The 15,087-nt window shown below is 57.5% G+C and carries 14 protein-coding genes and 1 pseudogene; 8 read left to right on the top strand and 7 right to left on the bottom strand.

Going from position 1 to position 15,087, the window contains the following annotated elements; all coding sequences use genetic code 11:
- Nucleotides 1-177: 177 nt before the first annotated feature.
- The 3 genes from proC to AVI_RS24360 form a co-directional block, all read right to left on the bottom strand.
- Nucleotides 178-981: a pyrroline-5-carboxylate reductase gene (gene proC, locus AVI_RS24370; protein ID WP_041699362.1), complete on the bottom strand. Its 804-nt coding sequence runs from the start codon at nt 979-981 to the stop codon at nt 178-180.
- 106 nt (nt 982-1,087) lie between these two features.
- Nucleotides 1,088-2,047 (bottom strand): electron transfer flavoprotein subunit alpha/FixB family protein, encoded by a 960-nt coding sequence (locus AVI_RS24365; protein ID WP_012650625.1) that lies wholly within the window; start codon nt 2,045-2,047, stop codon nt 1,088-1,090.
- Between the two features lie 23 nt (nt 2,048-2,070).
- Nucleotides 2,071-2,820, bottom strand: a complete 750-nt coding sequence (locus AVI_RS24360) for an electron transfer flavoprotein subunit beta/FixA family protein (protein WP_012650624.1) — start codon at nt 2,818-2,820, stop codon at nt 2,071-2,073.
- A gap of 336 nt (nt 2,821-3,156) precedes the next feature.
- Here AVI_RS24360 and AVI_RS24355 point away from each other — a divergent pair, with 336 nt between their 5' ends.
- Nucleotides 3,157-3,837, top strand: a complete 681-nt coding sequence (locus AVI_RS24355; RefSeq protein WP_012650623.1) for a GntR family transcriptional regulator — start codon at nt 3,157-3,159, stop codon at nt 3,835-3,837.
- A 60-nt stretch (nt 3,838-3,897) separates the two neighbouring features.
- Here the strand turns inward: AVI_RS24355 and AVI_RS24350 are convergent, their stop codons facing one another.
- Nucleotides 3,898-5,265, bottom strand: a complete 1,368-nt coding sequence (locus AVI_RS24350) for an NAD(P)/FAD-dependent oxidoreductase (protein ID WP_012650622.1) — start codon at nt 5,263-5,265, stop codon at nt 3,898-3,900.
- Between the two features lie 296 nt (nt 5,266-5,561).
- On the opposite strand from AVI_RS24350, the gene AVI_RS24345 reads away from it, so the two are divergent.
- The 5 genes and pseudogenes from AVI_RS24345 to AVI_RS24325 form a co-directional block, all read left to right on the top strand.
- Nucleotides 5,562-6,380 carry an ABC transporter substrate-binding protein gene (locus AVI_RS24345; RefSeq protein WP_012650621.1) on the top strand — a complete coding sequence of 273 codons (819 nt, stop codon included), beginning with the start codon at nt 5,562-5,564 and terminating at the stop codon, nt 6,378-6,380.
- 34 nt (nt 6,381-6,414) lie between these two features.
- Nucleotides 6,415-7,095: an amino acid ABC transporter permease gene (locus tag AVI_RS24340; protein WP_012650620.1), complete on the top strand. Its 681-nt coding sequence runs from the start codon at nt 6,415-6,417 to the stop codon at nt 7,093-7,095.
- Entirely contained in the window at nt 7,095-7,802 is a 708-nt protein-coding gene (locus tag AVI_RS24335) for an amino acid ABC transporter permease (RefSeq protein WP_012650619.1), read from the top strand. The genes AVI_RS24340 and AVI_RS24335 overlap by 1 nt, the downstream gene beginning before the upstream one ends.
- Nucleotides 7,799-8,527: an amino acid ABC transporter ATP-binding protein gene (locus AVI_RS24330; RefSeq protein WP_012650618.1), complete on the top strand. Its 729-nt coding sequence runs from the start codon at nt 7,799-7,801 to the stop codon at nt 8,525-8,527. Before AVI_RS24335 ends, AVI_RS24330 begins: the two co-directional genes overlap by 4 nt.
- 131 nt (nt 8,528-8,658) lie before the next feature.
- Nucleotides 8,659-10,195: pseudogene (locus AVI_RS24325) on the top strand (ISL3 family transposase); the annotation flags it as partial.
- Here the strand turns inward: AVI_RS24325 and AVI_RS31575 are convergent.
- On the bottom strand, nt 10,153-10,440 hold the full coding sequence (locus AVI_RS31575) for a response regulator (RefSeq protein WP_417883976.1): 288 nt from the start codon (nt 10,438-10,440) through the stop codon (nt 10,153-10,155). The pseudogene AVI_RS24325 and the gene AVI_RS31575 sit on opposite strands and share 43 nt — an antisense overlap.
- Before the next feature lie 356 nt (nt 10,441-10,796).
- On the bottom strand, nt 10,797-11,927 hold the full coding sequence (locus AVI_RS24320) for an FAD-dependent oxidoreductase (RefSeq protein ID WP_012650617.1): 1,131 nt from the start codon (nt 11,925-11,927) through the stop codon (nt 10,797-10,799).
- Nucleotides 11,928-12,067: 140 nt separating this feature from the next.
- Between AVI_RS24320 and AVI_RS24315 the strand changes: the two genes are divergently transcribed.
- Nucleotides 12,068-12,811 carry a TetR/AcrR family transcriptional regulator gene (locus AVI_RS24315; protein ID WP_012650616.1) on the top strand — a complete coding sequence of 248 codons (744 nt, stop codon included), beginning with the start codon at nt 12,068-12,070 and terminating at the stop codon, nt 12,809-12,811.
- A 125-nt stretch (nt 12,812-12,936) separates the two neighbouring features.
- Here AVI_RS24315 and AVI_RS24310 read toward each other — a convergent pair whose 3' ends face one another.
- A complete protein-coding gene (locus AVI_RS24310; protein WP_012650615.1) occupies nt 12,937-14,052 on the bottom strand; it encodes an alpha/beta hydrolase in 1,116 nt (371 codons plus the stop codon).
- Nucleotides 14,053-14,317: 265 nt separating this feature from the next.
- On the opposite strand from AVI_RS24310, the gene AVI_RS24305 reads away from it, so the two are divergent.
- Complete coding sequence (locus AVI_RS24305) at nt 14,318-14,899, top strand: TetR/AcrR family transcriptional regulator (RefSeq protein ID WP_085946656.1); 582 nt, start codon at nt 14,318-14,320, stop codon at nt 14,897-14,899.
- The last annotated feature ends 188 nt before the right edge of the window (nt 14,900-15,087 follow it).

The raw sequence follows: 15,087 nt of genomic DNA, 5'->3' as shown, positions 1-15,087 counted from the left end.
CGCGATGTCGAATTCCCGCACCATACAGAGCCCGCTTTGCTAGGAACTCTTCACCGCGACAAACAATACGTTCGCATTATCCTTGCGCACAGTCTGGGCATGATTCCTGCGTATGTGTGACGTGACGCTGAAACTCGGCAGCATCCGTCATTCGACATCGCCGGATTGATCGCATAACTAGCGTCCTAGTTCGATGGATCGCGCTTTCGCTGCCGCCACGGCCTTCGTAACCAAGCTGGTCAGTCCGTCTTCCAAGTCCATGAGGATGGAGAGCGCTGCTGCGGTGGTTCCATTGGGACTTGTGACCTGCTCGCGCAGTGTAGTCGGAGGCTCGTCGCTTTCGCTCGCCAGCCTCGCAGCGCCCAAGACAGTCTGCTTCGCAAGCGTCATCGCCAGCTCCGGATCAAGGCCTGCGGTTTCGCCAGCTTTGGCCAATGCTTCGATGAAGTGGAAAAGATAGGCAGGACCGGAGCCAGACACGGCCGTAACTGCGTCCATGTGAATTTCGTCGTTTACGAACGCCACCTTACCTATGGCCGACATGAGCTGACCAGTCAGATCCCGCTGTGAAAGAGTCGTTTGTACGCTCGGACAGCATACTATCATCCCTTCGCCAATCGCGGCGGCGGTGTTAGGCATGCAGCGGACAATCGCGAACTGGCGACCTGCCTTTGCGACCATAGTCTTTATGTCGACACCTGCAGCGACCGAGATGAATAGCCCCTCCTTGGAGATATAAGGAGCGTACTTCGCCACCGCCTCGGGAACGGCCTGAGGCTTCGTTGCTACGACCACCACATCGGCTTCAAAGACCCCGGGGAGGTCCTCGGCCGTTGCAAAAGCATCCGCACCCGCATCCAAGGCGCGCTTCCGCAGCGCGCCCACGGGTTCGACAACGTAGAAACGGTGCTCCATATCTGCCAGCCATTTCTGTAGCATGGAGAAACCCATGTTCCCCGCGCCGACCAAAATAATGTTCATATCCCGTCCAAGTCCTTCTCTTGCGCTCTTTTTCGATGCCATGGCTGTTCGTGCTGTCGGATCTTGTGGAGACAAGCCCGAACCTCGAAATCCGGGCATGCGATCTTCAAACTATTGCTGGAACGCCATGTCTGTCTGAGATCGCCTTCATGAGCTCCGGCAGGATCTCGAAAAGGTCCCCGACAAGACCATAGTCGGCGATTTGGAAGATCGGCGCTTCCTCGTCCTTGTTGATGGCGACGATGACCTTCGAGTCCTTCATCCCGGCCAGGTGCTGGATGGCGCCCGAGATGCCGACCGCGATGTAGAGCTGCGGGGCGACAACCTTGCCGGTCTGGCCGACCTGCCAGTCGTTCGGCGCATAGCCGGCATCGACGGCGGCGCGCGATGCGCCGACGGCGGCACCCAGCTTGTCGGCGAGCAGCAGGATGACTTCGCGGAATTTTTCCGCAGATCCCAGCGCCCGGCCACCGGAGACGATGATCTTTGCAGACGTCAGTTCAGGGCGATCGGAGGACGACAGCGCGTCGCCGACGAAGGTCGACAGGCCCGGATTGGCGATGGCCGCAAGGGCTTCGACCGTGGCGGAACCGGTTTCTTCTGCGGAGGCGAAGGAGGCCGTGCGGACGGTGATGACCTTCTTGGCATCGCTCGACTGCACCGTCTGGATGGCATTGCCGGCATAGATCGGCCGCTTGAAGGTGTCTGACGAGACGACCTCGATGATTTCCGAGATCTGCGCCACGTCGAGCAGGGCGGCAACCCGCGGCAGCACGTTCTTGCCGACCGAGGTGGCAGCCGAGATGATCGTGTCATAGCTGCCTGCCAAGGAAACGATCAGGTCGGCCAGCGGCTCGGCGAGATTGTTGGCGAGATCGTCGCTTTCGGCGAGCAGCACCTTCGAGACGCCAGAGAGCTTTGCCGCCGCATCGGCGGCAGCCTTGGCACCCTTGCCGGAGACCAGCACATGGATGTCGCCGCCGATCTTGGCAGCTGCGGTCAGCGTCTTGGCGGTCTGGTCGGACAGGCTGACATTGTCGTGGTCGGCCAGAAGAAGAATGGTCATGGTGGTACGTTCCTTTCCTGGCTTTAAAGCACGCCGGCTTCGTTTTTCAGCTTATCGACCAGTTCGGCGACCGAGCCGACCTTGACGCCGGCCTTGCGGCCGCCCGGCTCTTCGGTCTTCAGGACTTTCAGGCGTGGCGTCGTCGAGACGCCGAAGTCGGCCGGCGTCTTCTTGTCGAGCGGCTTCTTCTTGGCCTTCATGATGTTCGGCAGCGAGGCGTAGCGCGGCTCGTTGAGGCGCAGGTCCGAGGTGATGACGGCCGGCAGCGTGATATCGATGGTCTGCAGGCCGCCGTCGACTTCGCGGGTGACGGTGGCCTTGCCATCGCCAAGCTCGATCTTCGAGGCAAACGTCGCCTGGGCGATGCCCATCAGCGCTGCCAGCATCTGGCCGGTCTGGTTCGAATCGTCGTCGATCGCCTGCTTGCCGACGATGATCAGGCCGGGCTGTTCGGCTTCCGCGACGCCCTTGAAGATTTTTGCAACGGTCAGCGGCTCGACGGCATCGTCCGTCTCGACCAGGATGGCGCGGTCGGCGCCCATGGCGAGTGCGGTGCGTAGCGTTTCCTCGGCCTTGGCCGGGCCGATCGAGACGACGACGACTTCCGTCGCCTTCCCGGCTTCGCGCAGCCTGAGGGCTTCCTCGACCGAGATTTCGTCGAACGGGTTCATCGACATCTTGACGTTGGCAAGCTCGACGCCTGTGCCATCCGGCTTGACGCGGATCTTGACGTTGTAGTCGACAACTCTTTTGACACTCACCAGAATCTTCACGTCATCCCCTCCTGTTCATCCTGCCCCGGAATAGGCGTTGAGGTCATTGCAATAGCCAATATGGCGTGCACGGAAACTCCATCGCAGCATATGTATAAATTACATGCACAACTGGATACAATACCGCAAGTTTTTTTCTGTGTTTTTTGGCAATGTTCGACCGCGAACCGGAAAACTGGACAACTTCCAGCAGGCGATCGGCAAAAAAATCAAAGATTTGTGTATCGTTTTTATTCTCGATCTAGCGAAAATATGGTGGGAATACGAGATTGTCTGTTTCGCAGTTTGTGTTGAATGGTTACGATCAAGGTCGATTATATACATTCGAGCAGGACGATGAGCGGTGAGATGATATTCAAAGCAAGCGAGCGAACGAAATCTGCGCCGGAGGTTGTCCGCGACGGACTTCGTGAGTCGATAGTGTCCGGCCAATACGATCCGGGCCAGCAGCTCCGTCAGGACGAGTTGGCGGAGCAGTACGGGACAAGCCGCATTCCGGTCAGAGAAGCACTCAGGCAGCTCGAGACGGAAGGACTGGTGACAATCAGTCCCAACAAGGGTGCTGTCGTTAAGGGTTTTTCTCTCGATGACATCGTCGAGATGTTCGATATCCGGATCGCCTTGGAGTGCCGTGCGCTCAAGCTCGCCGTCCCGAACTTCGCGATTGAGGATGTTGAGATGGCCCGCCAGATCCTTGAGGAGTACGACGCGAGTCCAGAACCCACGAACTGGGGAGAAATGAACTGGCGGTTCCACTGGACACTCTATGCTCCGTGCGACCGTCCAAGATTGCTGTCGATGATCGAAGCCAACTACGGCCATGTGAACCGCTTCATCCGGACGCAGGTTTCGATGGCCTCTGGAAAAGCACGTCCCCAAAAGGAGCATCTCGAGATTCTCGACCTCTGCCAGAAGGGCGACGTAGCCTCAGCTGCCGCGCTATTGGAGAGCCACATCGAGCAGACCCAGCGGTCACTTCAAGCGGCGCATCGCCAATACGGTCGGCTGAAGAAATGAATCTGATCAGCGACCGCTTCCGAAAGCGGTCGCCATGAACCTCAACCATCCGTCCGGCGGTCAGAGAACGCCGCGGCTTAGTTCAGCGAGTTCCGCCATAAGTTCGGCGTTTTCATAACGCTCGAAGCTAAGGTCCTTAGCGTATGCAGGCAGTTCTCCACCCGTAATCCAAGCTGCCGCTAGATAGCCTGACGCACAGGCTGCCATGGTGCCGAAGCCCGAGAGCGCACCGACAACATATGCGCCCGGAGTGCGCATCGGGCCGATCAGGGGCAAATTCTCTTCGGTCATCGTGTAGTATCCGCCGTAGTGATGTGCATTGCGAGGCAGGCGGCCGATATAGGTTTTTAGCCTCGGCTGAAGACGGCTTGCGCCACGCAGGACAATGTCCGGGAACTGTTCGTCGATCGGGTCTGCTTCGAGCGGATCCGATACGCGGTCATTGTAGGCCCAGCCTAGCTTGACCCACTTCCCGTCCTCAGCGCCATCGGGACGGCAGTGGATGCTGCCAGCCATAAATTCGGTGAGTTTCTTCGTCACCGCATCTTCAACGAGGATTTCACGTTCCTCATCGGTCCAGTCAAGCCGCTGACCGTCGAGATCGATCGTGAAGGGCAAGTTACGCGGGAGAGCGCCTTCGCGATCCTCGAACGCAATCTTCTGTTGGTAGACACAGGTCACAGGTAGATCTTCGCCGAGCATGTTGCCGACGTCCCTGAGGAACGGGCCTGCTGCATTAACGAACTTGTCCGTGTAAATCGTCCTCTCGCCATCTGACATCTTGATCCGAACGGCAAACGGCTGTGAGGCTTCGACTCCGACGACCTGGCCGCGGATCACCTGGCCGCCGGACTCCTTAATCTTCTCGATCATGAATTGGCCGAGTTGCTGGCCGCTGATCGAACCTGCGCGACGGATGTGGATGACCGTTTCGATATCGGGCTCGTAGGTTGGAAACGTCTTGCGGATCAGTTCCTGGTCGCAGAGCACGTCCACGCCATCCGGCGCCGACTGCCAGTCGGAGGAGGTGGGCGGCTGGTAGCTCAGGTCGGTGCCGGGTTTGTGGATACGTACGAGGCGCTCTGCATCTGCACCATAACCCCTGTAAAGATCGGCAATGAGATCTTCAGGCTCCTTACGACGCGTCACAAGGGCGTAGCCGCGACGCGTCATGTTGATTCGGTTGTCCGATTCACGAGCGATGTCTTCCATCAGACTGATGCTGTGGTTGGTGTATTCCGTCATGACGGGGTGGGGCCACCAGTTGCGATAGTTCTCGCCCGACTGGGCGGATGTAAGACTCATCGGATCTCGGGGATCGATGATGGCGACACGCGTCACGCTATAATTCTTCATCAAGTAATAGGCGACCGCGATGCCGATGCTTCCGGCGCCAACAACTACGACCTCATATCGATCGAGATTCACCGTTAATCCTCCATTTTATCTTTTGCCGCAGCTCTGTCGCGGGCGTCAACGGATACGATTATCAGCTAAATTATACAATAGATAGAAATCTGGTTCTTAAAAAAATCATGGCGATGGCAAAATTCGCAAATGACATCACGCATACCGGGAAAAAACGCTTGAAACGTTATTTTTGCATGCTATCGGTATGATGTGGATACAATTTGCATAGTCTGCATAGATTTCGGCTTCGCCCGGTCCGCATCGCTTCGGAACTTCATAGGTGCGCGCATGAAGCGCAAAGAAGGGGAACTTCCATGAAAATCCTAACATTAGCTACCACATCAGCACTCGCGCTCATTGTGGGCTTTGGCCCCGCCCTAGCTGACCGCCTCGACGACATAAAAACCAAGGGACTTTTGGTTTGCGGGACGGTCCCGAATTATGAGCCGTTCTCGTTTCCCGATCCGAGCACCCGTCAGCTGGTTGGCTATGATGTCGATTTCTGTGAAGCGATTGCCGGAAAGCTTGGCGTCAAATTCGAGATGAAGACGATGTCGAATGACGCACGTATCCCCGAGCTGACGGAAGGGCGCGTTGATATTCTCACGGCCGACTTGGGCTACACTCTAACCCGTGCCGAACAGATCAATTACTCCTACGGCTATTTCATGGTACCGCATCGGGTGGCAGTTCGGGCCGATCGCGGCTTTGCTGATCTCAAGTCTCTCGCGGGCAAGCGCATTGCCGTCATCAAGGGATCAACATCTGAAGGTTTCGTGCGCAAATCCGTCGAAAACGTCAATGTGGTGACCTTTGACGATGCGCCGACCGGATTCCTTGCTCTCGTTCAGGGTAAGGTGGATGGCTTTAGCGCCTCATTCCTGGTGAACGCTCGACTTATCTCTAAGGCAGGCGATGCGGCTCCACTCAAGTTGGTTGATCAGGCGGTAGGTACCGAGACCTGGGGCATCGGCGTGCGGAAGGGCGAGGATCGCCTGCTCGGGGCCGTCGACAAAGCCCTAGTCGATCTGGATAATTCCGGCGAGGCCGAGAACATCCACGACAAATGGCTCGGCGAGGGAACGATCTACAAGCAGAAGAAGAGCTTTAAGATCGAGAAGATCGCGAACTAAGAACTAAGAACGCCGAAAACGGCAGGGGAACTAAATGGAGATTCTCACCAATCCCCAGTATCTTGGGGAGATCGCGCTTGGCCTAAAAATGACAGTCATACTCGCCGTCGCGAGCTGGCTGATCGCCATTGGGTCCGGGATACTGCTTGCGATCATTCGCGTTTCTGCGCCTCGATCGATCGACGCCGCCGCCGCCGCCTGGATCGAATATCAGCGCAATGTCCCGGTCATCGTGCACATCTTCGCGTGGTACTTCGGTGTTAGCACCATTTTCCCTCTGCCGGCACAGGACTGGTTCAATGCAAACAATGGTGACGTGATCTTCGCCGCCGTAGCAATTGGCCTCTACTACGGAGCCTATATCTGCGAAGATATCCGTAGTGGCTACCGCTCGATTTCTCGCGGCCAGTATGAGGCCGCGAGATCCATCGGCCTGAACTTCCGGCAGTCCTTGCATCACGTGATGATGCCACAGGCAGTGAGGGCTTCCCTGCCAGCACTGATCAGCCGTGCGATCCTGCTCCTGAAATCGACCAGCCTTGCGATGGTGATCGGTGTCATGGAACTTACCTACCAGACAAAGGAAATCCAGAACGAGACGTTCTTAACTTTCCAGGCGTTTTCGATCGCGACTATTATCTACCTAGTCCTCTCGATGGCGGTCATCCTGCTCGGCAAGGTCACCGAGCATTACATGGAAGTGGGGACTGCCTGATGATCGAACTCATTGAACAGAATTGGAAATTCTTCCTTATCGGCCAATATCCTTACGGTCCGCTCGGGGGGATAGCAGGTACGATATGGCTGTCTATCCTGAGCGTATGTTTCTGCTTCCCGGTCGGCTTGCTGCTAGCTCTGTCCCAGACGTCGTCTATTGGCTGGCTGAAGCAGGTATCATCGACCATCTCATCTCTAATCCGGAGCATTCCGTTAGTAATGCTGATCTTCTGGGTCTACTTCTTGTTACCAAAGCTGACGGGCTACGCCATCACGGGCTTCACCACAATGCTGGTAACACTCACCCTGTTCCAGGGGGCCTATATGGGCGAGATTCTCAAGGCAGGAATCATGTCGCTACCGAGGGGGCAGATCGAGGCAGCCCGTTCGATTGGTCTTAGCTACAGCCAGGCGCAGACCGATGTGATCCTGCCGCAAGTGCTCTACAACATGGCTCCGAGCATCATTAGCCAGCTTGTAGCCACAATCAAAGACACCTCGCTTGGCTATATCATCGGCGTCCAAGAGTTGATGTATGCCGGAAGCCAGGTGAACAGCTCTGTCATGGTGAAGCCGCTGCAGGTCTTCGCGATCACTTCGGCAGGTTACTTCATAATCTGTTTTTCACTTAGTTCCTTTACCCGCTACCTCGAGCACCGCATCACCAACCGCCGCAACCCAAACAAGATCGCGAGTGTGTCATGATTGAATTCCGCGAGATCAATAAATTCTACGGGAACATGCAGGTTCTGCACAAAGTCTCCGCCACGGTCGAAGCTGGGAAGGTAGTGATCCTCTGTGGTCCTTCCGGATCCGGTAAATCCACGCTGATCAGAACGATCAATCGACTGGAGGAAATCTCGTCGGGAGAGATCCTGGTGGAAGGAAAATCTGTTCATGACAGGAAGGCCGACATCAACAGGCTTCGGAGCAGGGTCGGATTTGTCTTCCAACAGTTCAACCTGTTCCCACACATGAATGCGCTCGACAACGTCGCCCTTGCGTCAATTAAGGTCAGCAAAACCTCGAAGGAAGAGGCGCACAGGGCCGCCGCATCGCTTCTCGAACGCGTTGGGCTGGGAGCAAAGATCAAATCGTTTCCCGGTCAGTTATCGGGTGGGCAGCAGCAGCGTGTCGCGATTGCACGCGCCTTGGCCATGAAGCCGCCAATCATGCTGTTCGACGAACCGACGAGCGCCCTCGATCCAGAAATGGTCGGCGAAGTCCTTTCAGTTATGAGGGAACTGGCCCATCAGGGCATGACGATGGTCTGCGTGACGCACGAACTAGGCTTTGCGCAAGATGTAGCTGACGAAGTTTGGTTCATGGACAAGGGCGTGATCTTAGAAAAAGAGAGGCCTGATGATTTTTTTCGGAATCCAAAGCATCCTCGACTAAGGCAATTTCTCAGTGATGTACGCCCGCACTGAATGCGCCAAGTCGCTTAAGAATTTGCGGAGGACAGGCCTGACGTGTCAATCGGCGTGGAATATTGGGTCTGACTCAATCCCGATGATGTTTGGGATTCTACTCGCATGGTTTTCGAAGGAGAATCAGCGCCATGAGACCCCAGTTTCGCCTTTCCAATCTGATCCCGCCCGAATTGGCCGTCAAAGACGTGTCGGCGGACGGCGATGCGATGATCGTCAATGCCGGTTCTATCGCATCGAGCCGACCATGTCCGCGGTGGAACAGCCTCAAGCCGCGTCCATAGCCTATACGTAAGGACGGCGTTGGACTTGCCCTGTTCGGGTCGCAAACTGTTACTTCGCGTGACCACCCGGCGTTTCGTGTGCACCGCCACGTATTGTCGCCAAAAGATTTTCGCCGAACGGTTTGGTGAGTGCGTTCTGCCGGTCCGTGCGCGTCGAACAGCACGGCTGGAATGTCTGGTCCATCATCTCGGCCTGGCTCTGGGTGGTCGCCCGGCAGCCAGCTTTGCCCGGAGGTCGACGCTGCCGGTGAGCAATGACACGCTGTTACGTGTTGTCCGCCGTCGATCTCAACTGCCCACGAACCCGTTGGCGGTCATCGGCATCGATGACTGGGCTTTCCGGCGCAATTGTCGCTACGGCATCATCGTCTGCGACCTCGAACGCCGGCGGATCGTCAAGTTGCTGCCAGACCGGGAAGTTGCAACGATTGAGGCTTTCCTCGCCAACCATCAAACGATCACGGTGTTGTCGCGCGATCGCGGTGGTGGCTATGGCGAAGCCGGTGCACGCGCTTTGCCTACGGCCATCCAGGTCGCCGATCGATGGCACCTGATGGAAAACGCCAGTGCCGCGTTCCGAGATGCTGTCCGCAAGTCGATGCGCGACATCCGCTTGGCAATCGGTGCGACGACTATCAATCCGAAGCTGCTGACTTCCGCTGAACGGCTTCAATATGAAGGCTTTTTGAGACGAGAAAATGCCAATGACGCAATCCTTGCCCATCACAGGGAAGGTATTCCGATCAAAGAGATCGCCCGCCGCCTCAGCTATAGCCGAGGATTGGTTCGCAAGGTCGTCCGAGGTTTGCAGACCGACGTCTTCCGCACCCGAGAAAGCACGCTGGATGCCTGGTTGCCTGATCTCGAATCAGAATGGGCCAGCCACTGCTGCAATGGCGCGGAGTTGTGGCGTCGGCTGAAAGCGCGAGGCTTTGCCGGCTCGTTGCGGGTGGTGACCGAATGGGCGACACGGCGGAGGCGAGCCGAACAAGCGACAGACCAACAACTTCAAAAGGTGCCGTCTGCCCGCACTATCGCCCGGATGATGACGACCGGGCGTGACAATCTCACCAAGTCAGATACCGTGACCGTGACTGTGATCGAGAATGGTGTGCCGGCGCTCGATACAGCCCGTCAGCTCATCGCGCGATTCCACGCGATGGTCCGCACCAAGGCTATTACCAATCTCGCGCCATGGATGGCCGCCGCCGAGGATAGCTTGGTAGCATCGTTTGCCAAGGGCATCGCCAAGGATTATGACGCAGTTGGTGCTGCGATCTGCCAGCCGTGGTCGAATGGCCAGACCGAAGGACAGGTCAACAAGCTCAAACTGGTCAAACGTCAGATGTACGGTCGGGCCAAAATCGACCTGCTTGAGGCAAGATCGTCAGCTCCAAGCTCAATGCCGACAACACGATTGATTTCATCTTCCAGTGCTGTGAGCATGACAATAGGGATGGTCGATAATGCTCGCAGCCTACGGCAGATACTGAAACCATTTTCTCCTGGCAGCATGACATCGAGCACGATCAGATCGAAGGATTGTGTCTTGAGGATAGCGTCCATGTTGGCGGCTGAGCCGACCCCGACAGCCGTAAGGCCATTCTCCGTCAACGTTTCGATGACCATTGTTGCGATCTCCTCATCGTCTTCAACAAGGATGTGAGGCACCGTTTCTGGTGTAACGAGACGTTGAGCGTTCATTTGCTTGCTCTTCAAAGGATGACCGAAAGATGACCGGGGTTTCTGCTTCATTGTCGCAAAACTTGCGCGAAGTCACGTGTGAGATTATTTTGATATGTTAAGTAAGCGCTGCCATCGGAGTCCTTCTTTTCGAGGGCGTATGAGTCGTGACCATTCGGCTTGCCCGGGTCAAGTTCAATGGCGGCAGCTTGTTGAGCGAGGTCCCCGTGTCGGTACCTCATACCTGACTTTTCGGCTCTTCCCCGACTTGCCGTGAACGATTGGATGCGCCGTGCCAAGGTTTAGAACCTCATTGTTCCTCGAGTAAAGATTTCCACCGCCTTCATGACGACCCCCTCGGCGAGTATCCCCCACTTGGTGGATGACGACTCTTTGGAGTTTCTTTTCTCCGCAGCCTCTCCCAAGGTGCGCGCCTCCTGAGCGCGGCTTCGCTGGAATTCCTTCTTGTCATCTTCAGTAAAGCCGCGCGCAATGACGTCACACAGCGCCTTGGCGTCCTTCAGCGCCATGCTGATTCCTTGTCCACCAGGTCCGTAGGGGTGCGCGGCGTCCCCGATCAGAATCATCCTGTTGCTGTACCATCGACCGGGGAGCTTCCCGTTGTATACGGGGCCGAAGGCCAGCATGGCGTCAGCGTCCTCGGTGTACAGGTCGTACTTGCTTCTAAGCTCGGGACGCCATCGTTCTGCTCGTTTTGCCAGTTCCGCCTCGACACTCGCTTGAGTTGCCAGTTTCGCATCCCCTTCGGGCATGCGGATGTGAGTCCATATGAAAATGCTGTTCTTCGTCGCTGCCTCGTTCACCTTCCCGCAAGAGGCGATTCCAAACTGGTGACCAGGATAGCTGTGCAGCGTCATTTCGATTTTGGTTTCATCCTCGGTGATGAAGCCCACGCCCAGATACCCCGCATAGGTTTTGGTTGAACTCTGACCCGGATTCAGTATGTGTCGGAGCGTTGAGCCGACCCCATCAGCCCCCACGAGCAGGGTGCCATTCGCCTTTTCGTTCGATTCCGACGTCACCTCGATTCCGGTGACCGTCTCGGTCACGCTCGCGACTTTGAATCCGGTCAACACGGGAATACCCAGCGCGCGTGCTCGCTTCATCAGTTGCTCGTGAAGCGCCAGCCTTGTGACCATGATCGCGGATGGGTCGCGTTCCCGGGCGGAAAAGCTGGCGGACAGGCCACCAAGACGCATGTCGACTCTCTTCGTGTCTTCACCGATGGAGGCGACCTTCATGAGTCTCAAGATCCTGACACCCTCAGCGGATATCCGCACGCCACTCGTCGGGCCATCGAAACGCTGCCGTGACTCCAGAACCTGACTCTTGATGTTCTGTCCGGCCAGCATGATGGCGAGGCTGAGACCAGCCACCCCCGCTCCGACGATGATGACGTTCTCGTTGTTCATGGGGCCGCCGTCCATCACGAGTACCGAAGTTGATTCTGAGTCCACGCGCCTGGCTTTCATAACGTTGTATGCGTGAATAACACTGTACGTCCTAGGTACGATACTTGTCAACCGTACTCCTGTTCACCTAGGGTTGCCGTATGAAGAACTTGCCCAAACCAGCAGCAAACGGCGGTGCGGTCCTGTGGGAGAGGCCTGAGCCGAAAGGCCCGCTCGCTCCGCTGAACCGCGAAATCATCACGAACGGCGCCATTGCCATCGCCGACAGGCAAGGACTGGCATCCGTCTCGTTGCGAAAGGTTGCCGCCTCTCTCGATGCGACCACCATGCGTCTTTACAGCTACCTCTCCACCAAGGAGGAGTTGCTGGAGCTGATGGTGGACGCCGTCTATGGAGAGATGCTGGCCGCCGGCCCACTGGGCAGCGGCTGGCGCGAGGCTCTTCGCACCGTCGGTGATCGCCTGCGTCAGGCCACGCGGCAGCACCCATGGTTCATCGAACTCCTCGGAGGCAGGCCGAACCTTGGCCCCAACGCCATTACGCATCTCGAAGCAGTATATGCGGCGCTGAGCGATGCGCACGCGTTCAAGGACATGGACGCCATCATGCAGGCGGTGAACACCGTCGCCGCCTACGTGATCGGCGCTTTGCGCAACGAAGCGAACGAGCTTCGCGCCGAGCGCGAAAGCGGCATGGGTCCGACGGAGTGGCAGGTGGCTTGGTGGCCCTATCTTAAACGGCTGATCTCCACCGGTCGGTTTCCGATGATGGCAAGGGTCGTCAGCGAGGCCACACATCCGGGGGCCGAGATCGAGTTCGACCGAGGGCTCGACTGTGTTCTCGCCGGGATCGAACTTATCTTGCTGATGGAGCGCCGCAGTTAGAGCGTGCTGGATTGCCTACAGACAAATATCACCAGACAGCGCGGCTATCTTTCTCCGCTTGGTTCGAGCCGTAAGCGACACCGCGCAATCGGCAAGACGAAGCGGAGGCCTATTCGCGGGCGCGGTCAGCGCGCACCCACGTCCTTGGCGAAAGCGAGGAGAAGCGCGCTGAGCCGAGCCGGCTGCTCCTGTTGAATCCAGTGACCCGCGCCGTTGATCAGTTGGATGTCACTCATTTTAGTCGTCGCCCTGGTCCTCATCAGGTCGAGCGCGCCCGGCGACACATAGGTTGCCCAATCGCTTTGCCCCCCAATGAAGAGCGACGGGACATCGATCGTCCTGCCCGAAAACAGGCGCAGCTCAGCATTCAGGGTGGGATCGGTATAGACGCGATAAGTCTGCAACGCGCCTTGGAAGCCAGTGCGGCCATACTCCTGCGCGTACACCGCAAGTTCAGGGTCGGTGAGCCATTTGCAGGTCATGACCTCTTCGGCCGACGGCTGGAATGGAGCGACGTTGTCGGGCATCGTTTTGCCGCGTTCCATTACGTAATAGGCGGGGATCTGCCCGAACTCTTCGGCCGTTCGCGCCTTCAAAGGTCGCGGTCTATTCCCTGACCAGTCCGCGCTTTTGACGTGGAAGAAAGTACGAAGAAACGCGTGTAAGCCTTGAGGCGGGTGCGACAGGTCATGGTTCGCTTCCCTTGTGCTCAGATATTGTTGGTAGATCATTCTGGGCGGATGGAGCGCCGCAAGCGCGGCGGCCAACGTCTGGATGTCGGTATTCGGCTGAGCCGGCGATGCGCCGTTCACCGCAGTGTTGAACGGAAATGCTGGCGTGCCGGGGAACGGCGCGCTCATCAGCACCACCGAGGGAAAAACGTCAGGTCGGCCCACCGCGCAATAGGCTGCGACGGGTGAGCCGAAGTCGTGCCCAACCAGCAGCGCAGTTTGCCGATATCCCAGAGCTGAAACCAGCGCGAGCGCATCGCGGGTCACGTTCAGGATACTGAACGGCGCCAGCTGGCCGTCATAGTCATTCGACCAGCCGGTCGTGCGACCGAAACCCCGCTGGTCGGGCGCCACGACGTGATAGCCGGCATCGGCCAGAAGCGGCATCAGGTGCCGCCAGCCATAGGCCAAATCCGGAAAGCCGTGCAGCAGCAGCGCGAGCGGCCGGTTGGAGTTTTCGAACCCGGCTTCGAGAATATGAACATCGAGGCCGTTGACCTCGTGGATCATGCGCGATCGTACGCCTGCGGGGAGCGTTCCCGCGCCATAAGTTGATGTGGTCATGTCAGATACTCCTTTGAGGTTTGCGCGGGCCGCGCGAAGTGAAGCCGCAACCAGGCTGGCTGCGCCCATTGCCAAGACGGCTCGTCGAGACGTTAGGATCTGGTACAGGGGCATTGCCGAACTCCTCATATGGCGACCACCATACTATGGTGATCGCCATAGTATGGTGGTCGCCATAGCGGCGTCAAGAGAAATGTGTTATGCTCACGGCATGACACGTAAAACTGACGCCCGCGCTAGCGCGATTGCCACGGCCCAACGCCTGTTTCGCATCCAAGGCTACACTGCGACTGGATTGACCCAGATCCTTGAAGAAAGCGGTGCGCCTAAAGGATCGTTCTACTTTCACTTTCCACGAGGCAAGACACAGCTCGCAGAAGAAGCAATCGATCAATACGTTGCGCGTAGAATGGCTGTATTGCGGGATATCTCGGCGCATACGACGGGAGATGCCCTGAGCTTTGTTCATCGACTCTTCGATACATTCGCGGCCGAGATGGTCACCTCCGACTTCCAGTACGGATGTCTCATGCAAAACCTGGCGAACGAACTGCCCGCGCTCGACGCGGAGCTGACCAAAAGGGTCGCGCGCGGATTTGTTGATTCGACCGAGATTGTTGCGGAGCATTTTACGGGGTGCGGTTTCGCTCCCACGCGCGCATCCTCTACCGCAGCCGCATTGGTAGCCGCCCTCGAAGGCGCGCGAACGATCGCCCGCTTGGAACGCACGCCTTCCATATTCGAGGCGCTGGCGGATGTTAGTGTCCGGGGGTGGGCTGTCCCCGAGGGGTGATCCGGGTCCAATGTGCTCGCTCGGGCGTGGAAAGTCGATCCGGACGCTGTGGCGATAGGGGCAGACCGGTGAGCCGATGGTGGAGCGCATCCATCGTCATACATCCAGCTATTGTTGTCCATTCGAGCTATAGGGGTGACAGCGCGCTAACCCTTGTGCTTCAGCACGCTGTCGTAGATAGCAGCCCC

The sequence above is a fragment of the Allorhizobium ampelinum S4 genome (assembly GCF_000016285.1).
GTDB classification, from domain to species: Bacteria; Pseudomonadota; Alphaproteobacteria; order Rhizobiales; family Rhizobiaceae; genus Allorhizobium; species Allorhizobium ampelinum.
The sequence above is the reverse complement of the archived record's forward strand: the minus strand, read 5'-3'. Positions and strand labels throughout refer to the sequence as shown.

Excerpts from the sequence above, each read along its gene's own strand:
- proC (WP_041699362.1), bottom strand. The coding sequence starts at position 981 with ATGAACATTATTTTGGTCGGCGCGGGGAACATGGGTTTCTCCATGCTA.
- AVI_RS24365 (WP_012650625.1), bottom strand. The coding sequence starts at position 2,047 with ATGACCATTCTTCTTCTGGCCGACCACGACAATGTCAGCCTGTCCGAC.
- AVI_RS24355 (WP_012650623.1), top strand. The coding sequence starts at position 3,157 with ATGAGCGGTGAGATGATATTCAAAGCAAGCGAGCGAACGAAATCTGCG.
- AVI_RS24345 (WP_012650621.1), top strand. The coding sequence starts at position 5,562 with ATGAAAATCCTAACATTAGCTACCACATCAGCACTCGCGCTCATTGTG.
- AVI_RS24340 (WP_012650620.1), top strand. The coding sequence starts at position 6,415 with ATGGAGATTCTCACCAATCCCCAGTATCTTGGGGAGATCGCGCTTGGC.
- AVI_RS24335 (WP_012650619.1), top strand. The coding sequence starts at position 7,095 with ATGATCGAACTCATTGAACAGAATTGGAAATTCTTCCTTATCGGCCAA.
- AVI_RS24330 (WP_012650618.1), top strand. The coding sequence starts at position 7,799 with ATGATTGAATTCCGCGAGATCAATAAATTCTACGGGAACATGCAGGTT.
- AVI_RS31575 (WP_417883976.1), bottom strand. The coding sequence starts at position 10,440 with ATGGTCATCGAAACGTTGACGGAGAATGGCCTTACGGCTGTCGGGGTC.
- AVI_RS24320 (WP_012650617.1), bottom strand. The coding sequence starts at position 11,927 with ATGAACAACGAGAACGTCATCATCGTCGGAGCGGGGGTGGCTGGTCTC.
- AVI_RS24315 (WP_012650616.1), top strand. The coding sequence starts at position 12,068 with ATGAAGAACTTGCCCAAACCAGCAGCAAACGGCGGTGCGGTCCTGTGG.
- AVI_RS24310 (WP_012650615.1), bottom strand. The coding sequence starts at position 14,052 with ATGATCCACGAGGTCAACGGCCTCGATGTTCATATTCTCGAAGCCGGG.
- AVI_RS24305 (WP_085946656.1), top strand. The coding sequence starts at position 14,318 with ATGACACGTAAAACTGACGCCCGCGCTAGCGCGATTGCCACGGCCCAA.